At 55.9% G+C, this 16,104-nt stretch carries 11 protein-coding genes; 5 read left to right on the top strand and 6 right to left on the bottom strand.

The window, feature by feature from the left end; genetic code table 11:
- Nucleotides 1-140: 140 nt before the first annotated feature.
- From NKI29_RS19175 to NKI29_RS19160, 4 genes are all read right to left on the bottom strand, one after another.
- Nucleotides 141-566, bottom strand: a complete 426-nt coding sequence (locus tag NKI29_RS19175) for a hypothetical protein (protein WP_352451186.1) — start codon at nt 564-566, stop codon at nt 141-143.
- 720 nt (nt 567-1,286) lie between these two features.
- Nucleotides 1,287-3,593 (bottom strand): CapA family protein, encoded by a 2,307-nt coding sequence (locus NKI29_RS19170; protein ID WP_352570599.1) that lies wholly within the window; start codon nt 3,591-3,593, stop codon nt 1,287-1,289.
- A gap of 311 nt (nt 3,594-3,904) precedes the next feature.
- Complete coding sequence (locus NKI29_RS19165) at nt 3,905-4,369, bottom strand: hypothetical protein (protein WP_352570600.1); 465 nt, start codon at nt 4,367-4,369, stop codon at nt 3,905-3,907.
- 46 nt (nt 4,370-4,415) lie between these two features.
- On the bottom strand, nt 4,416-6,566 hold the full coding sequence (locus NKI29_RS19160) for an ATP-grasp domain-containing protein (protein WP_352570601.1): 2,151 nt from the start codon (nt 6,564-6,566) through the stop codon (nt 4,416-4,418).
- Between the two features lie 585 nt (nt 6,567-7,151).
- On the opposite strand from NKI29_RS19160, the gene NKI29_RS19155 reads away from it, so the two are divergent.
- The 3 genes from NKI29_RS19155 to NKI29_RS19145 are packed head-to-tail and all read left to right on the top strand — an operon-like array spanning nt 7,152 to nt 11,821.
- Complete coding sequence (locus NKI29_RS19155; protein WP_352570602.1) at nt 7,152-8,795, top strand: hypothetical protein; 1,644 nt, start codon at nt 7,152-7,154, stop codon at nt 8,793-8,795.
- A 60-nt stretch (nt 8,796-8,855) separates the two neighbouring features.
- Nucleotides 8,856-10,499 (top strand): ATP-binding cassette domain-containing protein, encoded by a 1,644-nt coding sequence (locus NKI29_RS19150; RefSeq protein WP_352754714.1) that lies wholly within the window; start codon nt 8,856-8,858, stop codon nt 10,497-10,499.
- Nucleotides 10,496-11,821: an HlyD family type I secretion periplasmic adaptor subunit gene (locus NKI29_RS19145; protein ID WP_352570604.1), complete on the top strand. Its 1,326-nt coding sequence runs from the start codon at nt 10,496-10,498 to the stop codon at nt 11,819-11,821. Before NKI29_RS19150 ends, NKI29_RS19145 begins: the two co-directional genes overlap by 4 nt.
- Nucleotides 11,822-11,889: 68 nt before the next feature.
- Here NKI29_RS19145 and NKI29_RS19140 read toward each other — a convergent pair whose 3' ends face one another.
- Nucleotides 11,890-12,030: a hypothetical protein gene (locus NKI29_RS19140; RefSeq protein WP_352570605.1), complete on the bottom strand. Its 141-nt coding sequence runs from the start codon at nt 12,028-12,030 to the stop codon at nt 11,890-11,892.
- Nucleotides 12,031-12,212: 182 nt separating this feature from the next.
- Between NKI29_RS19140 and NKI29_RS19135 the strand changes: the two genes are divergently transcribed.
- Nucleotides 12,213-13,310, top strand: a complete 1,098-nt coding sequence (locus NKI29_RS19135; RefSeq protein ID WP_352570606.1) for a cupin-like domain-containing protein — start codon at nt 12,213-12,215, stop codon at nt 13,308-13,310.
- A gap of 15 nt (nt 13,311-13,325) precedes the next feature.
- On the opposite strand, the gene NKI29_RS19130 is transcribed toward NKI29_RS19135, so the two are convergent.
- Nucleotides 13,326-14,515 (bottom strand): IS3 family transposase gene (locus NKI29_RS19130; RefSeq protein WP_352570607.1). Its coding sequence is split into 2 segments (ribosomal slippage): nt 13,326-14,266 and nt 14,266-14,515, totalling 1,191 coding nucleotides; the frame shifts between segments, so codons are not numbered across the junction.
- Nucleotides 14,516-14,904: 389 nt separating this feature from the next.
- Between NKI29_RS19130 and dctP the strand changes: the two genes are divergently transcribed.
- A complete protein-coding gene (gene dctP, locus NKI29_RS19125; RefSeq protein ID WP_352570608.1) occupies nt 14,905-16,023 on the top strand; it encodes a TRAP transporter substrate-binding protein DctP in 1,119 nt (372 codons plus the stop codon).
- The last annotated feature ends 81 nt before the right edge of the window (nt 16,024-16,104 follow it).

Raw genomic sequence — 16,104 nt, 5'->3', positions numbered from 1 at the left:
GATGGTTTAGAATTTACTAAATTAGAACAACAAAACGCAGCGGCAATTCACGCTCGGCAAAAAGGCGATGCAAGCTGTCTCGCTGCTCATTGAGCTGAGTGAAACGCGGCAGACCTTGAAGTCAGCGATGTGCTAATTCTTTACTTAAGGCCGAAGACTTGCTGAGCCTGGTCAGACTGCAACAAGTCGCGTGCCGAATGTCCGACACCCGGCAAAATCACGAGACGCCAATTGAAAGGCCACCCGTTAGCGGTCGCGACAGCTTGCGCCAGCTCAAAAGTGAACTGCCCCCGATCCAAACGCGTCTCTCCTTGGCGCATAGCAGCTGCGCTTTCGTTTAGATCGACATCGCCAGTGTCGTCTTCTCCAAGATAGATCGTTAGAGGCAAAGCCAGATAGGCCTTCAACTCCTGAGAGGCTTGATCCGGCGTATAGACGCAGCCCGAGGAGAGACATCCCAGCCCGTAGGCTGCCGCCTCTGCTAGGGAAGGCAATACGTAGGTCGACGGATTGGCTACGACCACTCTCTTGGCATCCGACAAGGCAAATGCTGCAACACGCGACATGAATTGACCTCCCGCCGAGTGCCCAAAAAGGTAGTACTGGGCAGTCGGCAGCCCCTCTCGGGCCCTCGCCCAGTTTACCAAGCCCTTCACGTACCAGACAGTCCACCTGTCCCGAGGTTGAATTGTGCCCGAGTTGACAATGCCTCCCCGCTGATAGCTCCAGCCTGGGAACCTTTCCAGGTCGAAAAGCGGCGCCATAACGATCAGGCAATTTCGATCCGCAAGAGGCTGCGCGTAGTCTCGGTAGGATTCGGCCGTTCGGCTTAGTCCATGGAATACGAACAGGATCGATGGATTGGCACAGTTCTTCGGATGATAGGTGTATACTGTCAACTTTATGCCGTTAATAGTTGCTGAGGTCGTACCTTTGCCGACCTTCCAGGCAAGTACTTGGCCTGAATACGTCAGACTACAGCCTAAGACGACTGCCCCTAACAGACGGATTAGAAATCGCACCTGTCGCTCCCATGGACGATCCCGCAGGGATGACATACCCCATTAGCGGCAGCTAAACAAATCAAAACCGGCTGAGCAGTAAAGAGTTCGTTCCTCCACGTCTGGTCCTCGCAATGTTCGCAAGCGACGCCTCCGCGGCACCTCAGCTTCCTGCGTGACAGGGTATCGGCTCCTTGTTTTGTCGGCACGTATCGCTCGCGCCGCCATTGCGATCGAGGAACCCAGTGCAAATCCGCGTACGGCATACGCATGAGCTTCGGAGCCTCACGCCAGTGCAGGGATGGCCAATCTAAGGCATCTGTCTTGAACGGCTACGACAACATCGGCGAGTCCAGGCGACAACGCCAGCAACCGATCGATTGTCGCGCGACCGGCTGCTCCTCCCATTATCTTTGGTTGGTAGTCGAGGCGCGGATCTCTGTTTTGAACGTAAACTGGATAAATATCTAAACGGATCTGCTTCGCACCAAAGTGGAAGCAAGGCAGAATGGACTCCCCTTTGCTGTTTCCGGACCCAAATGCAAAATTGCCGACACTGTATAATATCGGCCGACCATTATAAATCTCGATCGGCTGAAGGATGTGGGGATGATGGCCGATGACTGCGTCCGCACCCAGGTCGATAAATAGCCGTGCTTTCATGCGGTCTTGCTCGGTAGGTTGGCGCTGGTATGGCAAACCCCAATGTACCATCACGGCGATCCGATCGACCAGTGGACGAAGTTGGGCCAGATCACGCTCGACGAATTCGGGCACATCTTGTGCGGAGCCTGGAAGTTCGCCACGAGCCGCTGTTCGACGGTTCCAGTAATATCCGAGAAGTCCGATGCGGATATCTGCGCCATCAAAAATCGCCGGGTGGTAAGCAGAGCTCTGGTTCCTACCACCACCGTACGGTTGGATATACTGTCGCTCTAACGTGGCTAGCGTCTCAACCACGCCACCCCGACCGCAGTCTTGAATGTGGTTATTCGCGACAGTCATGGCAGCGAAGCCTGCACGACGTAAGACAGAGGCTGACTTGGGGTCCACTTTGTATGAGTAGTTCCGAGTGGTATCTGCTTTCTCAGAGATGGTGGAGAACGGCCCCTCAAGGTTTCCCGTTATCAAAGCGCAGCGTCTAAAGATCGGCCTGACCCAGGCGAAGGCATAGTCTGGGCCAAACCTGCGGATACGATGACGCATCCGCATCCCGGTCATCACATCTCCGACCGCCGCCAAATGGTACGGAGCGCTGGCGGACGAAGAGAGGAACTGTTCAAGTTGGTCCGGGTCGATGAGATCGATGTCATCCGGAATTATGACCTCTGAAAACTTCTCGCGAATTTTTACAACATGGCGCCGGACTTCTTCCGATTCACTGAGGCGGTAAAGGGGTGGCTGAACGGAGGGTGCCAACAATGTCTCAACCGCTGAAGAACTAAAGCCGATCCCACGCTTCTCAAAAACGCTTCGGATCAGTGTTTCGTAACGGCTACTGAATCTCATTCGGTCTGCATGAAGCAAACACGAGGCAAAGCTCTTCGGAAGTGACCTGAGGGCGCGCGTTCGAATTCCGGAAGGAGCATACGGGCTATCAGAAAGTCGTCCCAGCGCCAAAAGGGCAGCTACAACTAACGAAATGCAAGTAAGTTCGTCTCCCGGAAAAGCCTTGTGTAGGTCCCACATTGTCGCCGCTATGACTTGCGCGACCAGCGCGTCCGGCGGTGGCATCTCGGCGTCGTCCATACGCGAATCATTGGCAAGAGTATCCGATGGTACGAACTCGGCATCATGACGGAGGTGCCAACACCATACGTAGGGAGTCGACAGCATCGCGGCCGCAAAGTATGCGCTCAAGGCGTACTCAAGGGGACCAGGCCTACTGAAACTGGCGCGCGGTGCATGCAGCCTGTCAGCTTGGATGTCAGCGGTATGGCGCACCACGTGAAACCCGAATGCCTGATATATGAAACTGGCATTGTGCGAGGGGTCGCACAGATAAGCACCGCCTGAAATTCGTGGAAGCCACCCTTCCGCTGTGACCGCACGCCCCGGGCCGAACAGCAATTCCCCACAGAGGGGGATCGAAAAATCATCGAGATTTTCGATTCTTGCTGGATATCGGTATTTGGTCCCTTTGAGCGGCACCAACCTAAGCAGATCCCCGTTAACTCCCCCTTGTTTCGGCTGGTGCGCATTAACGATCGCTCTGACCTTCGGCAACGGGCCCTCGCCGAGTGAACGCAGCACTTCGTTCACTCGATGAGCTATCAAGGAGACGTGGTAGTAGACGTTGACTTGGCCGAAGCGTGCCGCGGCCTCACAACCTTCCTGTTCACCAAGAATTCCGCCGCCGAAAGGCTTGAAAACATAGTTACCTTGCTTGTCGGGCAGTGCTTCGCCCATCTCACCCGTGGGCCAGTGAACATCCGTGGCTGGATGACCGATTACGTCCACGTATCGCCCACGCAGCCCTTGCCTCCCCGTGTTTTGGCAAAGATAAGGCAGTTCGACCTCGGTTGAATGCACCCGGCCACCAGTAAAATCTGAATCGCAACGCTCCCAGACGTAAACAGATCCAGTCGCCATCTTTTTCCCCAAAGCTACTGCTTCTTCTGCGAACGCTGAGACGCAAGAATTCACAAGTCTTGCGCTCCGCAATCCTGCGAACCTTTCGCCGGCGGGTACTGAAATTGATCGAAAGGACATGCCGTCGGTTGCCCTGAGGCCAACTCTCTACAGGGCGTGGAGATTGTCCTTCAACATGCTCTGAGGCCGCATTTTCGCTCCATGGTGGGAAGCTGGATCCGAGTCTGCAGCCCAGCTTCCGGCAGCGTTTTGGCCTCAATTCGCCTGCCCCTGATGGGGGCTACACAAATCAATCTCCTGACGAGGCACATCTATCCGATGCTTGCGACCGGCTTTTTCTTCTCTCCGCTTATTCGAGCTGCCTTACTGAGGCCGCCTGCTGAACCGTTATTCTCACCCGATCCAGCGAGCTCTTGCCGAGCACTCTCCAATGCCTTCGCCGCAGATCCCTCCTTAATCACCTTAAGTTCTTCCGCGACCATATTTGATTTTATGAGACGCCACTTGTCGAGGGAGGCGGCGCGCACGAAGCCGTAAGCCGATGGCATACGGATCATCAGCCAGCCTAGTTTCAACAATTCCTCCGTGAAGCCTCTCACGAACGCCGCCCCGCCGACACGCCGTCCAGTCAGGCGCCTGAATGTCTTGTACGACATTCTTGCACGGGTTCGCGGCTGTCCCGCTTTGTTTGTGGTGCGTTTCAAAGTCAAAGCAACGAGTGTCGCCGCATCACTTAGCGAAACACTCGGTGTTGCAGTCGGCGAAACAGTGTTCATAACCTTACTCTCCTTAGCTTGAGCAGAATCGATAAACTCATCACTGCTATCGAACGTCGTTCGTCTCGGGCCGAACTGAAGGAAACGGGGCCACTTCATCGAACCAGCCATCCTTTTTTGCCAAATACGACATTGCCATTGCGTGCATGGCAGACCTTATTTGCTGTGGCCGCGACTGAGACATAGATGCGAGGGGTTCCGCGGCTAGCTCACCAGATCTCGACAAAAGCGCCATTTTGGCACCCGATCCGTCAGTGCTCCATCTCAAAGTTAGAACCAAACCACCACTCTGTAGGTGCCGACGTAGGTCGGTATCAGTATCAGGCTCGGAACTGACCAATATTAGTCGTGTGGTCGGCAAGGTCGACAGCGCACGGCGGGGCCATTCATCTTCGCTGTTGACAATGAAATAGCCCTGGTTGCCGCACTGCAACACTCGCTGAGCGAGATCTTCGAGAACTGTACCATTGTCTGCATCCGTTCGAGTCATCGAGACCGCACGGCAAGCACCCAGACAAAGACCGCTCGCCCAAAGTCTGTCCGGAGAGGCTGCATAAACCAGGGCTTCCAGGAACGGGTCTCTGGCCAGCATTTGCGGGGTTGTCCGCCGCCCAAATTCCTGGGGTACAGTGTTGATGTAAGCGCCTCTTTTCGACAAGAGACCAACTCTTCGCCCTTCCGCCTGGAACCGATGATCGATTGCTGTCGCCACCGCACCAGTGTGTCGATCGCCGATGACGAGTACGGTGGCAATTTCCGAAGAGCCCGGCTCATTGTACATATTGGCCAGGATTATCTCACTCACATCTCTCGAGGTCCCCGCTCGCGGCCAAAGATGAAACTCGATCCCCGGCCGTGCATTTACCTCGATGACAGTACACCCGACCTCTTTGTATGATCTTGCAATATCGGGCATGATGAGATCTATCCCGGCAATGTTAAGGCCGATGACTCTCACGATGCGCTCGCACAGTTGCATGTTATCTGGATGAACGGAGTTTGTAACATCGACCGGGACGCCTCCACGGGCGAGGTGGCCGGTAGGTCGGAGAACCAAAGGCTGCCCGGAAATTGGGACGGACTCCAGCGTAAGACGACGCAAGGCTAGGTGCCGTAGCAGCTCATCGTCAATCTCTACAGGAGAAAGACGTCTCCCATCTCTGTCGGGTTCTCGGTTCAAATCATGAATCAGGTCAACTATCGTTTTTTCACCGTCGCCAACGACTTGGGGCGGGCAACACATGACCGCCGCCACGAGATGATAGTCAACGACTGTCGCTCGAAATTCCGGGCCGGCGATGAACTGCTCAACCAAGACGCCAAACCGCTCTGACTGAGTAACGTCGTGCGCTATATCGAATGCAGCCTCAACTGCACGGCGTCCCCGCAGTTTAACCGAGACTCCCCGACCCTGATTTCCCTGAACCGGTTTGACCACGACGGTCTTACCCAGCTGTTTGGCGGCAGCGACGGCCTCAGGTTTGGTGCGAACGGTAATCTGACGGGGTACTGTGATCCCCGCTTGCGCCAAAAGTCTGTTGCCCAGCCTTTTGTCCAAGGCCACCTTCGCCGACGCAAACGATGTAGAGCCCGATATCGTTGAGAACAGCTGCTTCTGGTGCTTGCCTTGGCCAAGGCGAAGGTGGTTACGGGCAATGAATTCGAACGGGATGTGATTTCTCTTAGCTGCAGCTACAAGCACAGCGGTCGAATTTGAAAGACGTCGTCTCTTCGCCCGTTCCAGGTTTAGCTCCCGAGTCTGAGCGTATTTCGCTGCCCCGTCCTCGCCTCGCGCCGCCTCACCTATCGCTTCAACGACAGCCGAAGCAGCCGCGCGCGACATCTGCGGGTCATCCGACTCCCAAATGATTGCAAGATGGCTTTCGGACGGATCGCCTATTAGCGACGCCGTCGGCGAAAACGAATAGAAATTCATCGCGCGGCGAAGCTCAAGATCAGCGGACAGGATTGCGTCGGCAATGTAGCGAGGGACCAAAGCGTTTTGTGCACAACCGGGAAACATTTCGGACAGCGCTGAGTGAGCCAGCGCAGTAAAATCGGAGATGCAAGAAACCGCTAGCCGCCCGATATTCAGGGTTAATTTGACCACCGTGTTCGTGCTATGCACATTAAGTCCCGATAGCACCTTAAAACTGACAATCTCAATTTGTCCCAACTCTTCAGATAGGCTGACCATAACCCCACTTTTGACCCCGGATGTTCACGCTCCGCCTGCTTTTCGACCGTCGCCCACAATACAGACTTCCTGACCACGCTTCCGCTGCAGCCACTTCAAATGCATCTCGAAACGGGCATCGCATCGATGGGCATGAGCGGCTTCGGCAAGACCCGATGTGAAGGGGCGAAGATGTGGCGCATTCCACCACATTTAAGCACGCTTTATCTCTGATCCCCCGCGTTCAGCCTAAACGCTACGGCCGCAGCATCCGGAAGTCGCGTTCTTATTCTCTTGAAAGACCAGTGGATTTCCCGCCGGCCTGATCCGGACAATGCAGCTGGATGGTATGTGGCCTCGCGGGGAGATGTCGTCATGCATTCGAATGGCAGAGATCCAGACATTATAGTGTTAATAGCCGTTAAAAGTCGTCAGCTTGGGTATGTATTTTGGGCATCTAATGCTATTTATCTAATCATATTTATCCAATCATATTGGTTATTGGATAATCGGTTGCAAATGGAGATGAGTATAGAAAAGGGCTTAATCTTATACATAGAACAGAAAAGACTTCTAAATGCCATCCAAATGTAAGTTGGGGGGTTCATGTCCGTTTCAAGAATTAAGCGCGGGCGCCTGAAGAGAGCTAAACGAGCATTCGCCACCCGCCGGGTCGCCGCATCTCACATGCGCACACTCGTTACCGGACCTATACAGCCCGTCGCTGGCGATCTTGTTTTGGCGCGCGTTGATGAACTCGGCAATCACAGCAGACTGGAGCTCATCTGCGGGCGAAAGGCGATCATGTTTCGCGGAGATGAGATAATCCTCTGTTATGGAAACAGGTACGCTCCTGACCAGTTCGAGGCGGTAATAGGCCCCGATCTGGGGCCGTGCGACTTGGTAGCGGGGGGCGGCATCGCGGCATGTGAGCTTTCCAGGCATGCTCGCATGCTGGCGCCAACCAAGATCACCCCGCTCGGCCTGATTGGCGACAAGTTCGGCCGCCGGCTAAACGTGTGGGATTACAAGGTCAGCTCAGACGATTTACCCCCTTCCCTGCCGATTGTTCTGTCGCTTGGGACGTCAATGAACGCCGGCAAGACATTGACGGCAACGTCATTGGTCCGAGGGTTCAAAAAGGCGGGACTGAAGGTCGCGGCACTGAAAATTACAGGAACTGGCTCGGGTGGCGACACCTGGATTGTGCGGGATGCCGGAGCCGACATCGTTCTTGATTTCACAGATGCCGGATTTGCAACGACGTATTTAGCCCCGGTAGAGTTGATTGAGAAGGGTGCTTTCCGCCTACTGAACCATGCCGCCGAAAATGGATGTGACGTCGCTGTTATTGAGATTGCCGATGGGCTGCAGCAGAAGGAAACTTCCGAGCTAATTCTGGCTGAATCTTTTCGGAGCATGGCTCTTGGCGCGATTTTCGCTTCCTATGACGCGATGGGAGCAAAGTATGGAGTTGATACCCTCCGCGCTGCTGGCCACAAGGTACTTGCAATTAGTGGCAGGATCGGCCGATCGCCGCTCGGTGTGAGGGAGGCTGAAGAAGCCACTGGCCTGCATGTCTATTCCCCATGGGAGCTCCAGGATGGGGCACTCAGCCCCGTTCTAAAGGCTCGCGCTTCTGAAAAACTGGCTAACGGACAGGGCAATAATCCATATCTACGGCGTATTGCTGATTCCCCAAATCCAATGACGGCACTCGACCAGGGTCGAGCCTATTCTTCCCAACTGCGAATTGATTTTTTGGGGAAGCTCGCGCACGAACTGATTCTGGCAGAGTTGGGAGAAACACCTGGCCCCGGAAGGCCTGCCAGTGACAGCAGGGCGACATGGCCCAGTCCCTTTGGGAGCGTCTCGGTCACCTTGCCCGAGTTGCTATCGCAAAGCTCGAACCCCGCATTTATGTCGATCCAGGCGCCCGCTGAGTTGATTGAAGCGGCAGTGCTGGCAAAAACCCGTGGAGCCCTCAAGTCATCTCTGGGCAGCCTGGTCCAAGCCCTCGGGTGCCCTCCCCTGTCCGCCACCCAAATGTACAACCTCGTGAGCGGAGCTTGGTCGATGTTCGAGGCAGTTGATCACGATGAACACCTTTGGGCAGCAAATCGGCTTCAGCCAAATGTTCTTGCGGGACCTGCTTTGAGCCCTCATGACGATTTGGATGGGATGATCATGAATTTCTCGGGAATTTTCAACGAGGACCCCGACCAGCATGCCCCGCTTGGACGGGCATGAAAGACGGTGTCCTTGCTGAGAACACGAGGTAGGCGGCGGTACAGCGCCCCCCTCAGCGAAATGTGGCGAAGGTCGATACCTGGCCTTGCTGCGGTTGTGGGTTTTGGTGTCTGTATCAATGCGCTCCGATTTGCTGGGCCGCTTTATTTTATACAAATATTCGACCGGGTCATTTCCAGCCGCAGCGTGGAAACCCTCGTTATTCTGACCTTGGCCGCCTTGCTCGCTCTGGTAACCGGCGTCGTGCTGGAAGCCATTCGTCGTCGTATGCTTTCCCGCTGGAGCGTTTGGATCGAGCACCACTTGACCAGCCAGTCCGTGAAAGCCGGATTGACGGCAGGCGTCCCCAATCCGCCGCTTCTGACCAGCATCGAGAAAGTCTCCAGCTTTGTTGAGCGAGGGCTAGCTGCTTGGCTGGACGTGGTCTGGGCTCCCGTTTTCCTGTTATGTGTATACTTGATCCATCCTGTTCTCGGCCTGATCGCGTTGGCAGGCATGGCTTTGCTGACAGGTATGAGCCTGCTCAAAGAAAAGATCACACAAGAGCCCCGCCAAGCTGAACGTGAAGCTGCCAAGCAGGCGAAAGAGGTATTGATCTCAGCGGAAAGGCACAAAGACGTAGTCGGCGCCTTCGCAATGGCCGACGCGATCGCCGGTCGCTGGGGTAGGAACAGAGTAGATGGCTTTTTGCAGCGGGAGCGGCTTAATGCCAGAGGATCGAGCCTTGATGCAGCGATCCGGGCGCTGAACCGTTGCGTTTACATAGTTCTATTGGCATCGGGCATCTGGCTGTTCCTGAACGATTCGGCGTCCCTCGGAGGCGTATTTGCAGCCCGGCTCATTGCCAGATTTGCTTACAGAATGGTGGAAAAGGCAGTTCGGGAGCTCAGAAGCCTCAGGGAAGCGCGGGAGGGATACTCCAAGATCAAGGCGGAGCTTGCCAAACCGTTGGACGTAGAGCCGTCTCTGCTTCCTGGAACGCCGCAAGGCTCGTTAGTTCTCGATCAAGTTACATTCAGGCATGCTGGATCGCGAGCAGACGTATTTAGGAAACTGTCGCTTTCTCTGGCTCCTGGGGAATTGCTGCTGGTCATAGGACGTGCAGCCACCGGCAAGACGACGCTTTCGCGTCTTCTCATTGGTTTGCTCAAGCCCCGCACCGGTCAGATCCGCTTGGGAGACATGGACATAACCAGGCTTCCGGATAATGTTAGAGTTGGAGGCATCGGCTATTTACCTCAGCACGTTGAACTTTTTGAGGGAACCGTCGCGGAAAATATTGCACGTTTTCAACAAAGTTCTATCGATGACGTGGTTTCCGCAGCAAAAATAGCCGGAATACACGAAGTTATCATTCGTCTGGGCCAGGGTTATGACACTTTGCTTAACGACTCGGTCGGCCTGTCCGGGAGTGAACGGAAGCGAGTAGCCCTTGCCCGCGCGCTCTTTCGCGCGCCGAGACTTATTGTCTTGGACGAGCCATTCGCCAATTTGGACGCTGCCTCGAAGAAGACCCTCGAGTCGGCGGTTAGGCTTATGAAGGATGCGGGAAGCTCGGTAATTGTCACCATATCCGGACAGACCAACCGTCTTGCCGGATTAGTTGATAGGTCGCTGATCCTAGGAAGTCGATCGCCTGAGCTCACCGAAGGTTCGGTTCCTCCCGTTCGCTTCGGGAAAACTGAATTGCGGAGCGTTAAATGATAGCTACGCTCGCCCGTGACACCGAACACTCTGGTACCCAGCAAGCCGAGGATCCGCCGCCGTTTGGTAGGCGTTTAGTGATCTCTGGTTTCGCGATTGTCGCTGCCTTCTCGACTCTGACCGGCATGTGGCTTGTCGCGGCACCTATCCAGGGTGCGGTCTTGGCCACCGGGGTGGTGAATGTCGCGTCAAACGTAAAGACAGTTCAGCACCTCGAAGGTGGCATCATATCAGAGATATTGGCTCAAGAAGGAGATCGCGTGTCGCCAGGCCAGGTGTTGATACGATTGCAAAACACCGCTTCGGCGGCTGCTGCAAATGAAATCAAGGCGCAGTGGTACGAGGCGAAGGCTACGGAAGCGCGCTTGGTCGCGGAAAGAGATGGAAAGGACTCGATCGAAATTCCGCCTGAATTGAAAGCGTCCGGCAAATTGGCAGCGGATGCTGTTTCCGGGCAGGAGAGTGTCTTTCGGACACGTCAAAACCTCTTCAGAGAGCAGCTCTCCCTGCTGCAGCAAGCAACCGGAAGCATGGCGAAGGAGATAGAGGGTTTTGAAGGGCAAGTGGTAGCGGCTACCCGGAAGCTCGAGCTGATCGAGGAGCAATTAGGTGATGTGCGCAGCCTGTACGAAAGGAAGTTGGTAGTCAGGACGCGCCTTGTAGATTTGGAAAGAGAAAAGGCGGACGTGGGAGGTGCCCTAAGCGGGTATGTAGCGTCGATCGGCGCGACCCAGCAAAAGATGGAGGAGACGAAATTCAAGATTGCCGAACTTAGCGCCTCGACGACGGCCGATATCGTCGAGACACTAGGAGAAACCCGCGCCAAAATATACGAATACGAGCAGCGAATGGCCGCTGCTGATGACGTGGCGACGCGTACCGAGATACGTGCTCCTATCGGAGGCACCATAGTGGGACTTAAGGTCCACACGAACGGAGGGGTCGTAACGGCGGGAGAGCCGCTGATGGACATCGTCCCTCAGGAGGATAGCTTCGTTGTTGTGGCAAACGTTGACCCCCTCGACGTCGATCAGGTGAAAGTGGGGCTGCACGCGACGGTGTGGCTTAGCGCTGTGAACAGACGTTACCAGCAACCGATGAGCGGTGACGTTCGCACTCTTTCAGCTGACCGGCTAATTGACCCTCGGACCGGTCAGGCTTTTTATTCAGTCCGAATTGTTCTGAGGCCGGAGTCTTTGAAGCCTGGAGCATTGCAAGCTGGAATGGGCACACAGGTCATGATCGAAACTGGAGCGAGGTCAGCATGGGAGTATCTCAGCGCGCCGGTCTATGCCGCTATGGGACGTGCTCTTCGTGAATAAAGAGAAACGAGCAATAGACAAAGACTTTTACGCTCCCGTTCAAGTATAATTGGGGCGAGTATCGAGTATTATGTCCTCTTCCAGATTCGCGGCCACCAGTCGACGCATCGCCGCCGCTCGGCCCTGTCGACGGCGCGCATGCGCAGGCCGAACTCGACATTCTCGCGCACGGTGAGGAATGGAAACAGCGCCAAGCTCTGCCAGGCCATCGGCGTGTCCCGCTGCCAGGTGACGGCTTTCGTCGATCAGCACGGCCATTGAACACCAAGTGTCTGGATCGCTGCCATTCGAATGCACGACGACGTCGCTCCCGACAGCCACATATCATCCAACTGAAACGCAATTTGTATTTCATTTCTTTGATTAAGGTCATCTCAATAAGGGTGGAACCATGGCCAGCAACGCCAAACTCGCTGAATCAGCTCGCGAAACGCCAAAGCTTAACATGAAACCGATCGAGGAGATTGACAGCAAGCAAATCTCCACGGCAATCCGACAAAATCGGCCGTTTGTTGTTCGAGGCTGGGTTGCAGCCTCCGACGGTTGGGGATTGGATGACCCCAAATGGGCGCGGCATACCGGGCAGGTTACGGTGGTTCCAGGGGACGAGACCACGGTTTCCACTGCATCCTATGTCTTACGCAAGAGCGGGATGACACACGAAATGACCTTTCGTGAGTTGTTCGAGCGGATCCTAGGCCAGGGGGAATGGCAACCACTGATCGATGCAAACGAGCGCTACTACATGTTTGGCGGGAAAGTCCCGAGCAGTCTTCTGGAGGCATTGCCTTGGCCAAGCGACCTGGAGTTCGTTGGCTCGTCTCCCTATGTTGCTTCCGAAGGGGTTACCGCCAAGGCGCATTATGATCATTGGTACGCATTCCTGGTGCAGCTACACGGGACAAAAGCCGTAAAAATGTTCCCCCCTTGGGATTATAGTTTCATCTATCCGCAGCATGAAAAGACGGCCGACAAGCCCAGGCGGGCGCTTGTGGATTTGAATAATCCCGATTTTGACCAGTTCCCGTTGTTGAATCAACTGCATGGAGAGATTGCCGTACTGAATGCAGGTGACGTTTTGTATATGCCGGTCGATTGGTGGCATGAGGTTGAAACCGAGGGATTCTCTGTCAGCATCAACCGGCGTTTGAGACGGAGTGCGCTGGACTGGGCCGGCGCACTGCTTGTATTCGGCTATCAGGTCCTGCAAGGCGCATACCGTTACGGCATCGAACCGATCCCCACCGACGAAATTAAGACTCTGGCCCAGCATGCCTATGTTGAGTGGAAGAGCGACACCGGCAAAACGGAATACGATCAATGGTGCGCATTCCTGGCGCAGTTGGGGCGGGACCAAGCAAAGGCGTTGCGGATCCCCGAAGATCTCGGAGTCCTCATGGCGCGGTGGTTTCAGACCGAGCAAGACCTAACGAAGGCAGAGTTTGAGGCGCTCTCGCATCCCGCGGTTGGACTACCTGTTCGGCAGTGACCTTGCCCCCAGTTTCTATCCAGTTTTGAGTTCGTTTCCGGCGTGGGTTGTGCCCTGCTGGGCGGGTGAAGCGACGGGCGCTGGCGCGGAGCCTTTGGCACAGCGCAGCGCGAGCGACCGTCGCAGATTGAAGGTGGTGGCGAACTCGGCCGGTGTCTGCCAGGCGATTTGGGAATGCGGCCGCGCGGTGTTGTAGTCGGCGCGCCACAGGGCGATGGCGACGCGTGCCTGAGCCAGCGAAGTAAACAGCGTCTCGTTGAGCAGTTCATCGCGCAGTCGGCCGTTGAAGCTCTCGATGAAGCCATTCTGCATCGGCTTGCCGGGCGCAATGTAATGCCATTCGATGCGGTTCTGATCCGCCCAGGAGAGGATGGCGTTCGAGGTGAACTCGCTGCCGTTGTCGCTGACGCTCATTCTCGGCCGGCCGCGCTCGGTGATGAGCCGGTCCAATTCTCGGGCAACCCGCATGCCCGAGAGAGACGTATCAACGATGAGTGCCAGGCACTCTCTCGTGCAGTCGTCGACGACGGCCAGGATGCGGAAGCGGCGCTCGTCTGTGAGCTGGTCCGATACGACGTCGAGCGACCAGCGCTCGTCGGGCCTCAGCGGCACCACCATCGGCGCCCTGGTCCCGATCGCCCGTTTGCGGCCGCCACGGCGGCGAACGGCGAGCTTCTCCTCCCGATAGAGCCGGAACAGCTTCTTGTGGTTCACGACCAGGCCCTCCCGCCTCAGCATCACGAGAAGACGCCGGTAGCCGAACCGGCAACGCTCCTGCGCGATCGCCTTCATCCGCTCGCGAAGCTCGCGGTCGTCCGGCCTGTTGGTCTCGTAGCGAACCGTCTTGCGGCAACAGCCGATGGCTTTACCCGCCCGCCGTTCGCTCATCCCGAAGCCTTCCTTCAGGCGAGCGACAGCTTTCCGCTTGGCCGCGGGCGTCACCATTTCTTTCCCACAAGATCCTTCAACGCGGCATTGTCGAGCATGGCGTCGGCCAGGAGCCGCTTCAGCCGCGTGTTCTCGTCCTCCAGAGCCTTCAGTCGCCGAGCCTCGGAGACATCCATCCCGCCGAAGCGGGCCTTCCAGTTGTAAATCGAGGCGTCGCTGACCCCGTGCTTGCGGCACAGATCGGCAACCGATACCCCGGCCTCATGTTCCTTCAAAATTCCGATGATCTGATCTTCAGAGAAGCGGCTACATTTCATGTCCTGGTCCTCTCGATGGGCCAGAACGAACTTCAAACCGCATTAGATCAGAGGGGCAAGGTCAACCTGGCCAATGTTTCGGCTTAAGAAGCAGGGACGGAAGCCGCACCGAGCTTCGTATAAGCCGAAGGAACGCCGCGTTGACTAGCCGATAACCCACTAAAACCGTGGATTTATTGAAACCGCACGAGCATATTACGGGTCGGGCGCGCAGTGGTTGAAAATGCTTGCGTCGCGCTATGTTATTTGCATGCTGCGCCGTTTCTTTCTCTGTCGTTCGTGGCGCTGGCATGCTCTGATCCCTCAAAAAGGATGTGTCATTGGTTTTCAGTTTTTGAGACCGGCGGTGGGCCTATCGTTTGTCCGCTTGCCGAACAGGGAGGAAGACAATGGACGGAGAATCGCATTCCAAATCAAGGCGAAGCTTCCTGAAGTCGAGCGGACTTGTCGCCGGGCTGACGGCGACGGCGGTTACCGCTCCCTGGGTTCGAAGGGCAGGAGCCGCTGACACAATCATCTGGAAAATTCAAACCTCGTGGCCGGCTGGCGTCGGACTTGAAACTTTCCAGAGCTGGTGTGCGGCCATCAAGGAAAAGACCGGAGGCCAACTCGAATTTCAGCCGTTCAAGGCAAAGGACATCGTTGGTGACTTCGAACTCCTCGACGGGGTGAAGAACGGCGTTCTGGAAGCGATGAACTCGTTTTCACTTTACTGGGCCGGTAAGCTTCCCGCTGCGGCGTTCCTCTCCTCTTACACGATGGGGCTACGCTATCCGCACGAATGGGACATCTTTTTCTATTCGAAAGGTGGTCTGCAGGCCGCGCGCGACCTTTATGCGAAACAAGGTCTTTACTACGTCAACCGCATTCATCACGGCCCGAACATCATCCACTCAAAGACACCGATCCGCTCGATCGAGGATTTCAGAGACCTGAAGCTGCGCGTACCTGGCGGCATGATCGCCGAGACATTCGCAAAAGCCGGCGCCAAGACGACGCTGCTGCCGGGCGGCGAGGTGTTCTCCGCGCTGGAGAAAGGCACGATCGATGCAGCCGACTACACTGGGCCGGCGGTAAACTGGGCGCTCGGGTTCCAGCAGGTGACCAAGTACATTTCCATGGGCCCAGCCGGTCTGATGTCCGTATACCAGCCCGTCGACCTGATGGACTTTGCCGTCAACATGAATGTCTGGAACCAACTCCCGGACAACCTCAAGAAGTTCGTGGAAGACGAAATCCAAGTCTATTCCAATGTCCATTTCGGGGCCATCCAGAAGGCCGACATGGGGGCCTGGCAGAAATTCCTGGATGCCGGCATTGAAATCAATCGGCTTGGACCGGAGGACCTCCAGAAGTTCCAGGAAATCGCGGTGCCAATCTGGTTCGAGTGGGCCAACAAGGATAAGGACGCGGCGCGCATCTTCAAACTGCAGCTTGAGGTGATGGAGAACCCGACCGTCGGTTATGTGACGCCGGACATGTATCAGGGATTGTCGATCAACCTCTGAGGCTCTCCGCGCCCGTCCTGTCCGGGCGGGCGCACTCTCCTGCAAGAGGCAGTCGCCGATGCCCTCACTCACATTTGTGCT

The sequence above is a fragment of the Mesorhizobium sp. M0678 genome (assembly GCF_040320505.1).
Taxonomy (GTDB): Bacteria; Pseudomonadota; Alphaproteobacteria; order Rhizobiales; family Rhizobiaceae; genus Mesorhizobium.
The sequence above is the reverse complement of the archived record's forward strand: the minus strand, read 5'-3'. Positions and strand labels throughout refer to the sequence as shown.